Annotated in this window: 20 protein-coding genes; 12 read left to right on the top strand and 8 right to left on the bottom strand. The window is 43.4% G+C overall.

The annotated features are described in order from the left end of the window. Positions 1-164 precede the first annotated feature (164 nt). Positions 165-1,034 carry an EamA family transporter gene (locus tag E2626_RS06015; protein WP_134380833.1) on the bottom strand — a complete coding sequence of 290 codons (870 nt, stop codon included), beginning with the start codon at positions 1,032-1,034 and terminating at the stop codon, positions 165-167. A gap of 68 nt (positions 1,035-1,102) precedes the next feature. Between E2626_RS06015 and E2626_RS06010 the strand changes: the two genes are divergently transcribed. Then, positions 1,103-1,642: a GNAT family N-acetyltransferase gene (locus tag E2626_RS06010; RefSeq protein ID WP_134380832.1), complete on the top strand. Its 540-nt coding sequence runs from the start codon at positions 1,103-1,105 to the stop codon at positions 1,640-1,642. A gap of 9 nt (positions 1,643-1,651) precedes the next feature. On the opposite strand, the gene E2626_RS06005 is transcribed toward E2626_RS06010, so the two are convergent. Next, positions 1,652-2,026 carry a hypothetical protein gene (locus tag E2626_RS06005; protein WP_134380831.1) on the bottom strand — a complete coding sequence of 125 codons (375 nt, stop codon included), beginning with the start codon at positions 2,024-2,026 and terminating at the stop codon, positions 1,652-1,654. 130 nt (positions 2,027-2,156) lie between these two features. Between E2626_RS06005 and E2626_RS06000 the strand changes: the two genes are divergently transcribed. Together E2626_RS06000 and E2626_RS05995 are read left to right on the top strand one after the other, a co-directional pair. Then, positions 2,157-2,525 carry a sulfurtransferase gene (locus E2626_RS06000; protein ID WP_134380830.1) on the top strand — a complete coding sequence of 123 codons (369 nt, stop codon included), beginning with the start codon at positions 2,157-2,159 and terminating at the stop codon, positions 2,523-2,525. 1 nt (position 2,526) lies between these two features. Further along, entirely contained in the window at positions 2,527-2,823 is a 297-nt protein-coding gene (locus tag E2626_RS05995) for a rhodanese-like domain-containing protein (RefSeq protein WP_134380829.1), read from the top strand. Positions 2,824-3,111: 288 nt separating this feature from the next. On the opposite strand, the gene E2626_RS05990 is transcribed toward E2626_RS05995, so the two are convergent. Together E2626_RS05990 and E2626_RS05985 are read right to left on the bottom strand one after the other, a co-directional pair. Then, positions 3,112-4,071, bottom strand: a complete 960-nt coding sequence (locus E2626_RS05990) for a D-2-hydroxyacid dehydrogenase (protein ID WP_134380828.1) — start codon at positions 4,069-4,071, stop codon at positions 3,112-3,114. Positions 4,072-4,079: 8 nt separating this feature from the next. Further along, positions 4,080-4,586 (bottom strand): metallophosphoesterase family protein, encoded by a 507-nt coding sequence (locus tag E2626_RS05985; protein ID WP_341785730.1) that lies wholly within the window; start codon positions 4,584-4,586, stop codon positions 4,080-4,082. A 73-nt stretch (positions 4,587-4,659) separates the two neighbouring features. Here E2626_RS05985 and E2626_RS05980 point away from each other — a divergent pair, with 73 nt between their 5' ends. Both E2626_RS05980 and E2626_RS05975 read left to right on the top strand, forming a co-directional pair. Then, the gene (locus tag E2626_RS05980; protein ID WP_134380825.1) at positions 4,660-5,379 is read left to right on the top strand and encodes a GNAT family N-acetyltransferase; all 720 of its coding nucleotides are present in this window, start codon (positions 4,660-4,662) and stop codon (positions 5,377-5,379) included. Between the two features lie 66 nt (positions 5,380-5,445). Further along, entirely contained in the window at positions 5,446-5,994 is a 549-nt protein-coding gene (locus E2626_RS05975) for a YtxH domain-containing protein (protein ID WP_208528127.1), read from the top strand. Positions 5,995-6,124: 130 nt separating this feature from the next. On the opposite strand, the gene chrA is transcribed toward E2626_RS05975, so the two are convergent. The 3 genes from chrA to E2626_RS05960 form a co-directional block, all read right to left on the bottom strand. Beyond that, positions 6,125-7,294 (bottom strand): chromate efflux transporter, encoded by a 1,170-nt coding sequence (chrA, locus tag E2626_RS05970; RefSeq protein ID WP_134380823.1) that lies wholly within the window; start codon positions 7,292-7,294, stop codon positions 6,125-6,127. A gap of 14 nt (positions 7,295-7,308) precedes the next feature. Then, a complete protein-coding gene (locus tag E2626_RS05965) occupies positions 7,309-7,617 on the bottom strand; it encodes a PadR family transcriptional regulator (protein ID WP_134380821.1) in 309 nt (102 codons plus the stop codon). A 394-nt stretch (positions 7,618-8,011) separates the two neighbouring features. Further along, positions 8,012-8,320: a DUF3243 domain-containing protein gene (locus tag E2626_RS05960; protein ID WP_134380819.1), complete on the bottom strand. Its 309-nt coding sequence runs from the start codon at positions 8,318-8,320 to the stop codon at positions 8,012-8,014. Positions 8,321-8,608: 288 nt separating this feature from the next. Between E2626_RS05960 and E2626_RS05955 the strand changes: the two genes are divergently transcribed. Then, on the top strand, positions 8,609-9,631 hold the full coding sequence (locus tag E2626_RS05955; RefSeq protein WP_134380817.1) for a ThiF family adenylyltransferase: 1,023 nt from the start codon (positions 8,609-8,611) through the stop codon (positions 9,629-9,631). 268 nt (positions 9,632-9,899) lie between these two features. On the opposite strand, the gene moaC is transcribed toward E2626_RS05955, so the two are convergent. Then, positions 9,900-10,400: a cyclic pyranopterin monophosphate synthase MoaC gene (gene moaC / locus E2626_RS05950; RefSeq protein WP_134380815.1), complete on the bottom strand. Its 501-nt coding sequence runs from the start codon at positions 10,398-10,400 to the stop codon at positions 9,900-9,902. Positions 10,401-10,461: 61 nt separating this feature from the next. Between moaC and E2626_RS05945 the strand changes: the two genes are divergently transcribed. The 6 genes from E2626_RS05945 to moaA are packed head-to-tail and all read left to right on the top strand — an operon-like array spanning position 10,462 to position 14,503. Further along, complete coding sequence (locus E2626_RS05945; protein ID WP_134380813.1) at positions 10,462-11,718, top strand: molybdopterin molybdotransferase MoeA; 1,257 nt, start codon at positions 10,462-10,464, stop codon at positions 11,716-11,718. Further along, positions 11,706-12,215, top strand: coding sequence for a molybdopterin-guanine dinucleotide biosynthesis protein B (gene mobB / locus E2626_RS05940; protein WP_134380811.1), 510 nt, complete (start codon positions 11,706-11,708; stop codon positions 12,213-12,215). The genes E2626_RS05945 and mobB overlap by 13 nt, the downstream gene beginning before the upstream one ends. A gap of 3 nt (positions 12,216-12,218) precedes the next feature. Further along, the gene (locus E2626_RS05935; protein WP_134380809.1) at positions 12,219-12,668 is read left to right on the top strand and encodes a molybdenum cofactor biosynthesis protein MoaE; all 450 of its coding nucleotides are present in this window, start codon (positions 12,219-12,221) and stop codon (positions 12,666-12,668) included. After that, positions 12,665-12,895 carry a MoaD/ThiS family protein gene (locus tag E2626_RS05930; protein ID WP_134380807.1) on the top strand — a complete coding sequence of 77 codons (231 nt, stop codon included), beginning with the start codon at positions 12,665-12,667 and terminating at the stop codon, positions 12,893-12,895. The genes E2626_RS05935 and E2626_RS05930 overlap by 4 nt, the downstream gene beginning before the upstream one ends. Then, positions 12,892-13,509 carry a molybdenum cofactor guanylyltransferase gene (mobA, locus tag E2626_RS05925; RefSeq protein ID WP_134380805.1) on the top strand — a complete coding sequence of 206 codons (618 nt, stop codon included), beginning with the start codon at positions 12,892-12,894 and terminating at the stop codon, positions 13,507-13,509. Before E2626_RS05930 ends, mobA begins: the two co-directional genes overlap by 4 nt. Beyond that, the gene (gene moaA, locus E2626_RS05920; protein WP_134380803.1) at positions 13,496-14,503 is read left to right on the top strand and encodes a GTP 3',8-cyclase MoaA; all 1,008 of its coding nucleotides are present in this window, start codon (positions 13,496-13,498) and stop codon (positions 14,501-14,503) included. The genes mobA and moaA overlap by 14 nt, the downstream gene beginning before the upstream one ends. Positions 14,504-14,509: the final 6 nt, after the last annotated feature.

Raw genomic sequence — 14,509 nt, 5'->3', positions numbered from 1 at the left:
AATTTATTGAAAACTTAGGTTTATTGAAGCGGAAGGCGTGGACTCCGGGACGATTAGCAGGATAGCTGAGACCCCGCAGGCGAAGCCGAGGAGGCTCAGCGACTGCCGTCCGGAAAGCCTACGCCTGGAGCGTAAATGAACCGGTCCTTCTGTCCAGATTGTTATCAAATCCTTGCTTCTGTTTTTCGTTTGAAGGAAAGAATAACGATGGACATCATAAGCAGTAAAACACCTGTCCAGGACAGCATTGAGAGTGTTTCTCCTACAAGAATGACACCTAACAGTGCCGCGGTCATTGGTTCTGCAAGTGATAATGTAACGGCAGTGGAGGATTTGATTCCTTTCAGCCCACGGGCAAATAACAGGTAGGCAATCGCTGTGGCTATGATTCCTATATACAGACCTGTTCCGAGGCCGGTTGGCGTTAAAATCCAGCTCAGGTCGAAGAAAAATAACACAGGTGCCAGTATAAGCGCAGCAAGTGTAAACACGACAGCGGTTACAGTGTCAGGAGGGTGTGTATGCAGCAATTCTTTACTGACAATTGTATAAGTTGCAAATGCCGTTCCTGCCCCGAGTGCCAGCAGCATACCTATAGGGTCAACTGTAATGGACTGAGGGTTTGCGAATAAAAATATACATCCCGTAATCGCAGTAATTGTTGCTGCCCACCACTTACGGTCAGGCAGTCTTTTATATAAAAGCCATTCAAGCAACCCGGCAATTACAGGTGCTGAACCAATTGCAGTAACCGTGCCAACAGCCACACCTGTCATCAAAACAGCAGAAAAGAAAAATGGCTGATAAAAAGCCATACATAAAGCTGCTCCAACTAATGACTGTATTGGCCAGCCTGATAAAGAAAAGTTTTTCTGCAGAATTGAAAAGATAAGCAGCGCAGCACCACCAATACATAACCTGAAAGCACCAAATGCGACCGGATGAGTACCTTCAGGCGCAAAAGACTGTGCCGTCCCAGTCGTGCCCCATAGTATGGCAGCTAAAAGTACGAATAGAATAGAAGCAGATTTCATAAATAACCACCTGGATTTCTTTTCTTCCAGTATACGGTGAAAAATGAGGATCTGTAAGAGGTGAATTCATGAACTTAGAGATGGAAAGAATCATATTAAGACCGTTTCAACCAGTGGATTTCAAGCAATATGTGAAGCAGATAAGCAGACGAAAACCTGCTCAGCACCAGCATGACGAAGGCTATATTGATCTGACTGGATTTACAGCTGAACAATTCAAAGAGAAATTAGATCGTTTTAATAAATGGGCAGAAGACGATCATATTTACGTTTTTGCCATTATTAGAAAAGAAGATCAGGCACTGTTAGGACATGTAGATATGCTGATTTTACAGCGGGATGATACACAGTGGGCTTCAGGCGGTTACGCATTGCATAACCAGTTTTGGGGTGAGGGGTATGGAACCGAAAGTTTACGTGGTTTGATACGAATGGCGTTTGAGAAATTGAATCTCCACAGACTGGAAGCTCAGATCAATTTAGATAACACTGCTTCTGTTAAAATAGCAGAAAAAGCAGGTATGCAATATGAATGTACTCGTAAAAAGTTTATTCATGAAAATGGAGAATGGACGGACCATTTGATTTACTCAATATATGCTGAATGAAAAAAGCGCCTACGCGGCGCTTTTTTCTCTGTCTTTTTTATTCTTACGTGTCCTTTTTATATCAAGCCAGATCCCGATGGCAATCGCAATCCATAAAAAGGGCTGATTAATGCTGAGTGGGGTATCTGTCTCTCCGCCGATCAGCTGAAGAAAAACAACCAGCACTGAAAAATAAATCGTAACGGGCAGACCGACCAGTTCGTCACGCTTTGATGCTTTAGGATCAAAGGTTACAATAGACACGGCTAAAAAGATGAAAAACAAAATAAAAAGGATCCCGGTTGTCAGAAAAGGAACAACGTCCGGAAAGAAAAATCGCACAAAGACCATTGAGAGTGAAGCAAGTGCGAGAAGTGAACTAATTCGATTGATCCATAATTTCATAGTATATCCTCCCGAAATTTCTACTCTCAGTATAGAAGAAAAATAGGCAAATACGCAAAAACTTTTCTCTTGACTATATGCCCCTGGGGGTATAATATAATCAATGTAAACTTTTAGAGGTGGTGTTGAAGTGGAACTTCTTCTTGTCGCAGCAATCATGATCGCAATCATTTCAATATACAAACGTTATGCTCCAGTCAGTGGCGTACAGTGCGTGCCTGAAGACGAAATGAGCAGCTCTGAGCGCATTCTTGATTTGAGACCTTATAATGACGGAACCGTAGATCGTCAGTCGACGTTTCAGCAAATTCCTTACGCTTACCTGAAGCGGTTTTATAGAGAGTTACCAAAAGAGAATATTCATGTTATCGCATCGGATCACGTTGATCTGAAGCTCGGTATCCGTTTTTTAAAAAGTAAAGGTTACAAAGTGAATAAAATGACTCTTCTTAAGCAGGAACAACAGGTCGCTAAACTTAAAAAATGTGGAGGTTTTTAATATGAAAACTATGATGCCAGCAGAATTAGAACAAAAGTTAAATGCAAATGAAGAACTTCAGATCCTTGATGTAAGAGAAACAGAGGAAGTACAGGGCGGGAAAATTCCGGGTGCTGTGAACATTCCGCTTGGCTTACTTGAATTCCGAAAACAGGAGCTTGATAAGTCGAAGGAATATATTGTCGTGTGTGCTTCAGGCGGTCGCAGTACAATGGGTACACAGTATCTTGAAGGTCAGGGCTTTAACGTAACGAACATGTCAGGCGGAATGATGAACTGGCAGGGGAAGACTGAATAATTGAATTTAAAAGACCTGAACATCACACATTAAAGTGTAATGTTCAGGTCTTTTTCTTAGTAAGCGGCTCACTGCGCGCCAGGCGGACGCTTTCCGCGCGGCGTGCGCTGAGCCTCCTCGAGCTAAAGCTCTGCGGGGTCTCAGCTGTCACGCTTATCGCGCTGGAGTCACCGCCTTCTGCTTCGTTCGCCTTAAATAGCTATAACATAATACTTATACTTGAAATTGAATCCATTTAAACCCGTTTCCCAGTTTCTTCACCGATAGAAACACCAGCTGACACTTGTTTTAATACCCCTTACTGTAATCCACAAGATTTACCAGCAGCTTCTCATCGTTTATAAATGACTTCAAGTTGGGAAGCAGAATATCTTTTATTACACGGTCATTATAATATTGTGTCGACCCTGCTGTATGAGGGGTGATAATCACGTTTTCCATATTCCACAGCGGACTTTCTTCCGGCAGTGGTTCTGTTGCAAATACGTCTAGTCCTGCTCCGGCGATTTTGCCGTTTCTAAGAGCCTGGATCATCGCTTCTTCATCAATAATTTCTCCGCGGCCAATATTCACAAGAAAACTGTCAGGCTTCATACATTTAAAGGTTTCTGCCGTGAAAAGTCCATTCGTTTCTTTTGTAAGAGGCAGTGTGATTACAACATAATCGCAGTCTGGTAACACTGCTTCCAGTTGATCCAGCTTATACATCTGGTCAAAATATTCTTCATCTTTACCACTTCTGCGGAATCCCGCAACCTTCATGCCAAATGCTTTTGCAATTTTAGCAGTTTCTTTTCCAATTGCTCCTGCACCTAAAATAGCAATTTTCTTTCCGTGGAGTTCAAGTTTTAGTCCGGCGTGATGCCACTTTTTCTCCTGTTGCTGGCGTGTATATGTATGGATATGGCGAGTCCAGCCAAGCAACATGGCAAAGATCGTTTCTGAAATCGGGTATGCATGTACCCCATTTGCACTTGTCAGTTTAATATTGTGTTTTTCGAAATCTTCAAGCGGGTGGCTGTCGATGCCTGCGCTCCATGATTGCACCCAATCTAGATTTTCAGCCTGTTCAAGATAGGGGGTCATCGCTTTCTTCCATCCTGCTACAATGGACGCATCTTTCATGTGGGGACCCCATTGTTCTTCATCTTTTCCTGTGATTACAGTCCACTCAGGAGCGGCTTCCTTCACTGCAGTTACGAGATTTTCTTCCAAGTCATGAGCTAGTATGATTTTTTTCTCCATAATATTTCCTCCTATATTTTGCTGTCATAATAAACAAATTCCACATTTAATGCCTCTTCAACCGTCAATATGACAAAAGAAAATTGTTTTTGACGTCTTTTATCTGTTGGGGAGCCTGGATTTAATAGTTGAAGACCATCAATTGTTTTAAAAGAAGGGATGTGCGAATGGCCGTATATCAGCAGATCAATCTCCTCTGTCTGAAACAAATCCATTGCTCTTTTTTCAGTCGTCTTCCCTTTTCCGTGACCATGTGTGACACCGATTCTGAAGGATCCTGCTTCAATAATCGTTTTTTCGGGATACATCCCACGTATTGCTAATTCGTCTGCATTACCGTATACACCTTTAACAGGGGCATACTGCTCCAACTCCTTAACAACGTCCACCGTGTTGAAGTCGCCTGCATGGATAATCAGTTCAGCAGTCTTTAATTCTTCTGTAAGCCGGGGTGGAATCGCTTTAGCCATTCGCGGCATATGAGTATCTGATATGACAATGATTTTCAAATCTTTCACACCTTTGATTTTAACGTGTTAAACTAACATTAATTATCAATGAATTCAGATGGAACGTAAAGGAGATCAATTTATGGAGCTATATCAAGGAGAAGCTGTCAGAAAGCCAGACGGCACTAAAGTGCAATATATCATCAGACAAATGACAGAAAATCAATTTGACGAATTTAATTCTTTTCAGCATAGAATTGCTACACAGCTTGAGGATCAAACCTCTCTACAGCCACTGACAGATGAAGAAATCCAATATGTGCTGGGAGACGGAGGCATTTTGCTTGGCGTTTATGCAGAAGATCAGCTGATTGCTGCGCGTGCACTTCTTTTCCCGGGAGACGATGAAGAAAACCTGGGCCGGGATCTCGGACTTTCCTATGATGAGCAGATGCGGGTTGTACATCAGGAAATTTCTCTTGTTGCCCCTGAATACCGCGGGAATGGACTTCAGCAAACCATGGCTAAAGTGATCATGCAGGAACTGAAGTTTACAAACACGTATTTTGAACATGTCTGCTGCACTGTTTCCCCTGCTAATCTGCCAAGTATGAGAGACAAATTTAAGCAGGAAATGGTCGTAGTGGACGTGAAGGACAAATATGGGAATATGCCGCGCTATATTTTTTATAAACCGCTGAAACAAAAGATTTTTGTAGACAAAGATTCTTATATTTTTGTAAGAACAGATAAAACTGACAGACAAAAAGATTTCATGGCGTCAGGCTATGTGGGCGTTGGAATAAGCAGGACTCCGATGGGGGTTTGGCTCGCAATGGCCAGACTGAAAGAATCAGTCTGAAGGTTTAATCGCGTGGGTGAAGGGTAGACTTCTATATATACAACATATTACAGGAGGCTATTAATCATGGCGCAAAACTATAACGCTAAAAATGATGGGAACAGCAAATTACTTATGGGTGTGCTTGTCGGTGCAGCAGTTGGTGGAGCTATTGCTCTTCTTGACAGCAATACGAGAGACCAGGTGAAAACAGGAAGCAAAAATGTAGGTTCTTCTACAAGCGGTTTCGTACGCAATGTAAAAGACAACCCGGGAGAATTTAAAAACGATCTTTCAGGACGTTTCCAATCAGCAGTATCGACTTTGAAAAATGCAATGAGTGAAGCACAGTCACTTTATGAGAAAGTAAATGAAGATGTTGTCCCTCAGGTTGAAGCAATCCGTGAGAGCGCTTCTGAAATTGCTGATTCAGCTAAAGAAGCGACTGAAGACGCAAAAGGAATTGGCAGCCAGGTTGCCGATGCCGGATCTGAAGTAAAAGAGGGCGTCTCTACTTCTACAGGCTCATCAAACTCATCTGACGATTCAGTCGTACAGCTGAACAAAAAAAGCCAAAACACAGTAGACGCATCACCACAGGGAGATATTCCTGGCGATCTAGGCCGTGACAAATAATTGAGTGTTAAAAGGGAACCGCCGATGGCGATTCCCTTTTTTGTTTTTTAACGGGCGTGCACTTTGGGGACGGAGGTGAGAGTGTCATTTCATGACACTCTCACCTCCGTCCCCAAAGTGCACATTCATTCTATAAAAACAACAACCCTGCAACCGCACCAGTCAGCACTACAACCCAAGGCGGCAGCTTCCAGAAAACAAGGATACTAAACAGGAAAGCAGCCAGTACGAAGTGGATTGGTTCTAAGATGGAGCTTGTCCAGATCGGGAAGTAGAAAGCTGAGATTAGAATGCCGACTACTGCAGCATTTACACCCATAAAAGCAGCCTTCATCTTTGGATTTGTTCTCAGGGCATTCCAAAATGGGAGTGCACCCAGAATCAGCAGAAATGCAGGAAGGAAGATGGCGGCAGTCGCCAGCAGTCCGCCCTGCCATCCGCCAATCACTGCACCAATATAAGCAGCAAATGTGAATAACGGTCCCGGAACTGCCTGTGCTGCACCATAACCCGCAAGGAATTGTTCCTCAGTCAGCCATCCGGTTGGAACGAATTCACGCTCGAGTAAGGGAAGTACTACGTGTCCTCCGCCAAATACGAGTGAACCTGAACGGTAAAAGCTGTCGAACATTGCAATCCAGTTTGCTGTCGTTATTTCCCGGGCAATAGGGAGAATGGCAAGTAATGCAAAGAAGAGCGCTAAAAATGTCGCTCCCAACTTTTTTGAAACAGGGAACTTAAACTCAGGATTCTGAGCAGACGTATCTCCTTTAAACAAAAAGAAGCCTGCAATCCCTGCGATGACAATCACAACTACCTGACTGATGGTGGTTTGCCAAAGTAGCGTAACAGAAAGGGCGAGTAAAGCCATAGCTTTGCGCTGAAGGTCTGGCGTCAGGTTCTTTGCCATTCCCATGATAGCGTGTGCTACGACTGCCACAGCGACAATTTTGAGCCCTTGCAGCCATCCTGTGTCTGAAACATCAAAGCTTGATACAATCATTGCAAAAATAATCAGTACAATCACTGAAGGCATTGTGAAGCCGATAAAAGAAACGAGTCCTCCAAGTAATCCGCCACGCATGACGCCAATTCCGATTCCGACCTGAGAGCTTGCAGGCCCCGGCAGGAATTGACTGAGAGCAACAAGGTCAGCGTAGGTCTTATCAGTCATCCATTTCCTTCTCTGAATATATTCATCTCTGAAATAACCGAGGTGAGCGATAGGTCCACCAAACGAAGTTAATCCGAGACGGAGTGAAACAAGTAAAATTTCAAGTAATGATCCTTGTTTTTTCATTTGAATCTCCCTTCTTAATCCTTTATTTCCTTAAACAATTCATATGCTTTACTGCGCGCTTCCTTCAACACTTCTTCACCGCGGGCAGTAGCCGTATAGTATTTTCGGATATGACCTTCGACTTTCCGTTCCTCTTTTAGCAGAAGTCCGTCTGCTTCCATTGAATGAAGAATAGGATAGAGTGTGCCTGCGCTAATTCGATAGCCGTGTTCACGAAGCTCTTCAGTCATCCATGCTCCGTAAATCGAATGCTCTGAAGCGTGATGAAGAATATGAATCTGTATAAATCCAAGAAACAGTTTCCGCAGTATTTTGTCATCCATACGCATATCTCCTTTGCTGTAATCGATTTTCGATATCGGAATTCGATATTAAGATTTTAACAGGGGTGTGATCAGTTGTGAAGGGAACGGTGTGGATCTTAACATTAAATTTACAAAGTAATGTTTTTTGATGATCGGGGAGCGTAGTCAGGTAATTGAATCATCCCGGGCGATATATGTATCACCGTTCTGATTAATTGGTTCATCCGAATGATTTATTAAACGGAAGAGTGCCGGTCGGAAGATTTTTGTATCAGAACTTGTGTTATTTGATACACCGCCTAATTTAATTGAATCATCTTGATCATTAATTGAACGCCCACTGCCAAACGGAATACAGCACTACACCAGCACAAAAAAGCCTCCGCACATGTGCGGAGGCAGGAATTCTTGATTAGTTTGTCGATTGTGCAAGTCTCACAAGCAGATGAGCCATTTGGTGACGCTGCTCTTTATCGCCAAGCTTCCATAGTTCCTGAAGAAGCTTTTCTTCACGGTTGCGGGGTTCTTCATTTTTAGCCAGGTAATCTCCGACTCTCTCAGCACCTTTAGCAAGTGCTTCTTCGCCAAGTCCAAGTTTTTCACCTTTTGATACCTGATCACCTAAGTAATCTTTAAAGCGATCAAAGCTTTGCAGAATTTCTTCTTTCTTTTCAGGGTCGGCCTGACGTGCTTCTTTTTCTACTTTGTTTTCGATATCCATGATAAAACCTCCTGTGAAATTTTCATATTGTTCTAGTAGAGGGTTTCCCTTTCTGGGAAAATTAAAACATAACAGGAGATAACAGTGCATATTTTAAAATCTTTTTCAAAGACCGTTGTTTCTGAACAGTGGATCATCAGAGCGTAAGGAAGCGAATGCTGAGCATGATCCATCTTTAGCAGAGGTGATTAAATAAAAGAATTGTATGAATTCTCAAGCCGTAACCTTGTGATGACTTGTAATAACTGCTATCTTTATAAAAAACTATTTTAAAAGGGGGCGGATCAGTTGCAGCAGGATCGATATTCACGTCAGGAGCTTTTCAAGCCAATCGGAGCGCACGGTCAGGAAGCACTCAGTGAAAAACACGTACTGATAATCGGCGCTGGTGCGCTCGGAACAGGTGCGTCAGAATCGCTTGCAAGAGCAGGTGTGGGGAAAATTACGATTATTGACCGGGATTATGTTGAATGGAGCAATTTACAGCGTCAGTCTTTATATAGTGAAGAAGACGCACGAAAAAAAATACCAAAAGCGATTGCAGCTAAATATCGCCTGGAGCAGGTAAATAGCTATGTGGAAATTCAGGCAATTGTAGCTGATATCACCTACGAAGATTTGCTGAAATATGCTAATAAAAGTCATTTGATGATAGATGCAACCGATAATTTTGAAACAAGGTTCGTGATTAATGATGTTGCTCAAAAACTGAAATTGCCATGGATTTATGGTGCGTGTGTGGGCAGTACCGGCATGAGTTTTACTGTTGTGCCTGAAGTTACGCCTTGCTTTAACTGTCTGTGGGAAGCAACTCCTCCCAATGGTCAAACGTGCGACACAGCAGGTATTATCAGCCCTGCAGTTATGATGGTCACAGCTCATCAGACCGCGGATGCATTGAAAATTCTTTCCGGGAATGCTGATGCACTCAGCGGAAAACTTGTCACATTTGACGTCTGGCAGAATGATTACCAGGCAATTGGTGTTTCAAGGATGAAAAAAACTGACTGTCCATCGTGTGGCGAACAGCCTACTTACCCATACTTAACAATGGAGTCTGCGATGAAAACTGCTGTCCTGTGCGGACGAGATACAGTTCAAATTAGACCGGCTGAGAAAAAAACAGTGGACCTTGGCGATTTACATACAATTTTCTCAACTCAGGGACTGCCCGTGCAATATAACCAATTTTTAATCAGCATTACCTTTGATCCTTACAGAATGGTCATCTTTAAAGATGGCAGAGTGCTGATACACGGTACGAGTGATAAGACAGAAGCGAAAAAGGTTTACCATAGAGTATTTAATTGAAACGGAAGAAACGTCTTCTCCCTATGTGGAAATACTAAGGGAGAAGACGTTTTTTAAACCACAAACTTTGTTCATTGTAGACAGGAACTTAGTTTTCAACATTCAAATTAGGGAATATTAACAGGTAGTCATAGTTAGTTTATGTTGCATGCTCAAATCATTTAAACCGTCAAAGTTTAATCAGTCAGAAGCAGGCCTGCCGTTTGCCGGAGGCGCTGCGTTGATTCTGACGGTGAGTCTGATTTTCATTATAATTAAATAAGATGCGTTAAAGATTCATTTCAGGACTTTGGACGCGCTGATAATCACCGTTCTTCCCGCCTGTTTTTTCAGCGAGGAAGGTTGGGCCTATCACCATGCCTTTATCAGAAGCTTTGCACATATCATAGATTGTAAGTGCGCAGACGGAAGCCGCAGTTAGTGCCTCCATCTCGACGCCGGTATTGCCTTTTGTTTTCACTGAAGCTGAAATCTTCAGTTCGTATCGGGAAGATACATCCCATTCAAATGAAAGGTCGATTCCACTTAGTGAAAGCGGATGGCACATCGGAATAATTGTGGACGTTTGTTTAGCGGCCATAATTCCGGCTACCTGTGCAACGGCCAGTACGTCGCCTTTTTTTGATGTTCCTTCTTTAATGTGGCGATAGATTTCTTCATTCACCACGATACTTGAATGCGCAACAGCCATTCTGACCGTATCCTGTTTTTCAGATATATCTACCATCCTTGCACGTCCCTGTTCATTAAAATGTGTTAAATCTGACATAACAATCACCTCATCTATTTGATTAAACTTATTGTAGCACGAGAAGAAAGGAGTGCATCAAATGCTTGAACAACGTAAACCAATCACAGTCGCCGAAGCAGTTCAGCGTGTGATGTTAAAAGAGATTCCATTTAAAAGTGAAAGCATACATATTGAGGAGTCACTGGGCAGGAGGCTTGCGGAAGATCTGGTCGCAACCCATCCGGTACCGCCATTTGATCGCTCGCCATATGACGGCTTTGCAGTGCGTTCTGCAGATACTAAAACGGCTTCAAGAGAAAATCCGATTGATTTGAGGGTGACAGAAACGATCGGTGCAGGATCTGTTCAATCTGTTCCGGTTGGAGAACATGAAGCAGCCCGTATTATGACGGGGGCAATGATGCCTGCGGAGTGTGATGCGGTTGTGATGCTGGAACTGACTTCTGAACCAGAAAAGGGCATCATGAGAATTAAGCGTGCGTTTAATAAAGGAGATAATATATCATTTAAAGGGGAAGACGCGAAAGAAGGAACTGTGCTTGTACAAAAGGGAGAAATGATAAATCCCGGGACAGTTGCGCTCCTCGCTACTTTTGGCTATGAATACATAAAGGTCGCATCAAAACCGGTAGTAGGGGTACTGGCAACAGGCTCCGAACTTTTAGAAGTGAACGAACCGCTTGAGCCGGGTAAGATCAGAAACAGCAATGCGCTGATGGCGGCTTCGCAGATAAAAAGAGCCGGAGCAGAAGTGAAAATGCTCGGAAAACTGTCAGACGATCTTGAGGCATGCTATGAATCTGTGAAACAGGCGATGGAAGAAGTAGATATATTAATTACCACGGGCGGTGTGTCAGTCGGTGACTTTGATTTTCTACCAGAAGTCTATCAGAGACTTGAAGCGGAAGTGCTGTTCAATAAAGTGGCGATGCGTCCAGGCAGCGTAACAACAGTGGCGCATAAAAACGGGAAGTTCTTATTCGGACTTTCAGGTAATCCGTCTGCATGCTATGTCGGCTTTGAACTGTTTACGCGCCCTGTGATTCAACGGATGATGGGCAATCCGAAGCCTCATTTGCCATTGGAAGATGCAGTACTCGGTGCCGACTTTACGAAGCCGAATCCATTCACCCGTTTTGTCAGAGGGACGTTCTCTATTCAAAATGGCAGACTGGAGGCGAGTCCGTCAGGCTTCAACAAATCCAGTGCGGTCAGTTCGCTGGCCGCGACGAATTGTTTCATCGTACTGCCTGGTGGAACAAGAGGATTTACAGCAGGTGATCAGGTAAAAGTCGCACTGCTTGAAACGACTGAAGGCAGCGAATGGTCATGGTAGTAATGCCTGTGCTGCAAGTCATCGGTTATCAAAACAGCGGTAAAACAACTGTTATGCATCATTTACTGAGGGCTGCTTCAGAGGCAGGCTTGAGAGCCGGAACAATTAAACACCATGGACATGGGGGCACCCCTGAGTATGCCAATTCCTCAAAAGACAGCAGTCTTCATTTTCAGTCAGGTGCTGCAATCAGTACGGTTGAAGGAGATGGAGCGTTTGTCGTTGAATCGGAATCCGGTTTGGCAGATTTAGAGAAACTGCTCACTTTTTACAGGACCCTCCCCCTTCATGTTATCCTTGTAGAAGGTTATAAAAAGGAGCATTACAGTAAGGTTGCAGTAGTGCGTCGTGAAGAAGATATAACGTTGCTCGAAGCAAGTAATATAAAAGCTGTCATATCAGCAGTACCGGACATTCATACGAAACTGCCGGTATTTAAATTTAACGATCCGGAATCATATAAAACCTGGTTTTTAAAATGGATAAAGGAGGCTTAAGGCATGTTTGAAGTCACATCTGAGCCACTCTCTATAGAAGAGATATCAAAGAAAGTAGTGCGTCCTGAAGCTGGTGCAGTGGTCACTTTTACAGGGACGGTAAGAGAATTCACAAAAGGTAAGCGTACACTTTATTTAACATATGAAGCCTATGCCTCAATGGCTGAAAAGCAGCTTACGAGAATTGGAGATGAGATAAAAGAGCGCTGGCCGGAAGCGGTCACTGCAATTTCTCACAGAACCGGAAAACTTGGTATCTCAGATATTGCCGTTGTCATTGCCGTATCAACGCCGCATAGAAAAGATGCTTATGAGGCAAATGAATATGCAATTGAGCGGATTAAGCAAATTGTGCCGATTTGGAAAAAAGAAAAATGGGAAGACGGAGAAGAGTGGATCGGTGATCAGCTTGAAAAGAGTGCCGGTATTCCTGACAAGGAGGAAATCAGATGATTAAAGTGAACTGCTTTGCCCATTTAAAGGAACAGGCAGGCGGCAATCATATCCATATTGACCGCAAAGAAATGTCAGTAAAAGAATTGCTTCAGGAAGTACAGGAAAAATATCATATTCAGACTGACTCTGTTTTAGTTGCGATTAATGAAGAGTATGCTTTTCCGGATGATCAGGTAACTGAATATGATACGGTTGCGCTGATTCCGCCGGTGAGCGGGGGATGATGATAACAGGCGCTGTAATGGCTGGCGGTGCGTCACGACGATTTGGACGCCCAAAAGCATTCGCCTCATGGCAAGGCAGCCGCTTTTATGAAAAAGCAGTGAGCGCACTGAAAACCTGCGATGAAGTGGTTTTATCAGTCAGAGAAGATCAGCTGATGGATTTCACGGATTTTAAGGGCAGACTCGTGACGGATTTAGCACCTTATCAATCATGCGGACCTCTTGGTGGATTGTATGCGCTGATGAAGCAGACTGACGGTGATGCGATCATGACATTACCGTGTGATATGCCATTATTTGAACAAGAGGATGCAGAGAAACTGCAGCTTCTTTTTAAAAATAGTCACGATATCCAGGCGCTGATCCCTTCTGTTCACGGGAAGCTTCAACCGCTCTCAGCTATTTATTCACTAAGCTGTTTGCCAGTCATTGAAGAGTATCTAGAAAGTGGGAATTACCGCATGAGAAGTTTTTTTGACCATATAAAATGGCGGGAAGTTTCGCATACTGATCTCGGAATCAGTGAAGAAGCCTTTAGTAATATAAATGATCAACAGGCATACGAGCAATTAACACGTAACGCACAGAGGAGGACAATGGATGGAACCGATTAAAGATTTTTACCAGCGGCCGCTACATGACATTCGAATATCAGTTACTGACCAATGTAACTTCCGATGTGGATACTGCATGCCGGCAGAAATATTCGGACCGGATTTTGCTTTCATGCCAAAAGAGCAGTACCTGACTTTTGATGAAATTGAAAAACTTGTCACTGCCATGAGTGAAATGGGCGTGGAAAAAGTCAGGCTGACAGGAGGAGAACCTCTTCTCAGGAAAGACATCCACGAATTAATAGAGAAATTATCAGCGATTCCAGGAATTAAAGATATCGCACTGACGACCAATGCGATGATGCTGCCGAAACAGGCGGAAAAACTGAAAGCTGCAGGCCTTCAACGTGTCAACATCAGTATGGACGCGATTGAAGAAGAGGTATTTAAGAAAATGAACGGCAGAAATGTCAGCACCAGACCTGTCATCAAAGGGATAGATGCAGCACTTGAAGCAGGACTTGAAGTGAAAATTAATATGGTCGTGCAAAAAGATGTAAATGATGATCAGATCCTTCCGATGGCACGATATTTCAAGGAACGCGGCATCATGCTGAGGTTTATTGAATTTATGGATGTCGGAAGTACAAACGGATGGAAGATGTCATCTGTTGTGACGAAAAAAGAGATCATTGAAATGCTGAATGAAGAATTCGAAGTGGCACCTGCTGATCCGCATTATTTCGGTGAAGTAGCTGACCGCTATATTTATAAAGGGACTGACACTGAAGTTGGTGTCATCTCATCTGTATCAGATTCATTCTGCTCAACCTGTACGCGTGCAAGGCTGTCAGCAGACGGGAAGATGTATACTTGCCTGTTTGCAACTGAAGGATATGACTTGAAAGAAGCGGTCCAGACGAAAAATCACAGCGAACTGGTTGAGGCGGTATCTTCAATCTGGCGGGTAAGGAAAGATCGTTATTCCGATGAAAGAACAGAAGAAACAGCGAAAAACCGTCCTAAGATTGAAATGTCTTATATCGGTGGCTAAGGAGCT

Origin of the sequence: Jeotgalibacillus salarius (assembly GCF_004405125.1) — a bacterium.
Lineage (GTDB): Bacteria > Bacillota > Bacilli > Bacillales > Jeotgalibacillaceae > Jeotgalibacillus > Jeotgalibacillus salarius.
This window is presented reverse-complemented; position numbering and strand designations above follow the sequence as displayed.

Bases quoted from the DNA above. Each gene is read 5' to 3' on its own strand.
- E2626_RS06015 (WP_134380833.1), bottom strand. From the start codon at position 1,034: ATGAAATCTGCTTCTATTCTATTCGTACTTTTAGCTGCCATACTATGG.
- chrA (WP_134380823.1), bottom strand. From the start codon at position 7,294: ATGAAAAAACAAGGATCATTACTTGAAATTTTACTTGTTTCACTCCGT.
- E2626_RS05945 (WP_134380813.1), top strand. From the start codon at position 10,462: ATGCTTGAACAACGTAAACCAATCACAGTCGCCGAAGCAGTTCAGCGT.
- E2626_RS06010 (WP_134380832.1), top strand. From the start codon at position 1,103: ATGAACTTAGAGATGGAAAGAATCATATTAAGACCGTTTCAACCAGTG.
- E2626_RS05930 (WP_134380807.1), top strand. From the start codon at position 12,665: ATGATTAAAGTGAACTGCTTTGCCCATTTAAAGGAACAGGCAGGCGGC.
- moaC (WP_134380815.1), bottom strand. From the start codon at position 10,400: ATGTCAGATTTAACACATTTTAATGAACAGGGACGTGCAAGGATGGTA.
- E2626_RS05935 (WP_134380809.1), top strand. From the start codon at position 12,219: ATGTTTGAAGTCACATCTGAGCCACTCTCTATAGAAGAGATATCAAAG.
- E2626_RS05965 (WP_134380821.1), bottom strand. From the start codon at position 7,617: ATGGATGACAAAATACTGCGGAAACTGTTTCTTGGATTTATACAGATT.
- moaA (WP_134380803.1), top strand. From the start codon at position 13,496: ATGGAACCGATTAAAGATTTTTACCAGCGGCCGCTACATGACATTCGA.
- E2626_RS05960 (WP_134380819.1), bottom strand. From the start codon at position 8,320: ATGGATATCGAAAACAAAGTAGAAAAAGAAGCACGTCAGGCCGACCCT.
- E2626_RS05980 (WP_134380825.1), top strand. From the start codon at position 4,660: ATGGAGCTATATCAAGGAGAAGCTGTCAGAAAGCCAGACGGCACTAAA.
- mobB (WP_134380811.1), top strand. From the start codon at position 11,706: ATGGTCATGGTAGTAATGCCTGTGCTGCAAGTCATCGGTTATCAAAAC.
- E2626_RS05975 (WP_208528127.1), top strand. From the start codon at position 5,446: ATGGCGCAAAACTATAACGCTAAAAATGATGGGAACAGCAAATTACTT.
- E2626_RS05995 (WP_134380829.1), top strand. From the start codon at position 2,527: ATGAAAACTATGATGCCAGCAGAATTAGAACAAAAGTTAAATGCAAAT.
- mobA (WP_134380805.1), top strand. From the start codon at position 12,892: ATGATGATAACAGGCGCTGTAATGGCTGGCGGTGCGTCACGACGATTT.
- E2626_RS06005 (WP_134380831.1), bottom strand. From the start codon at position 2,026: ATGAAATTATGGATCAATCGAATTAGTTCACTTCTCGCACTTGCTTCA.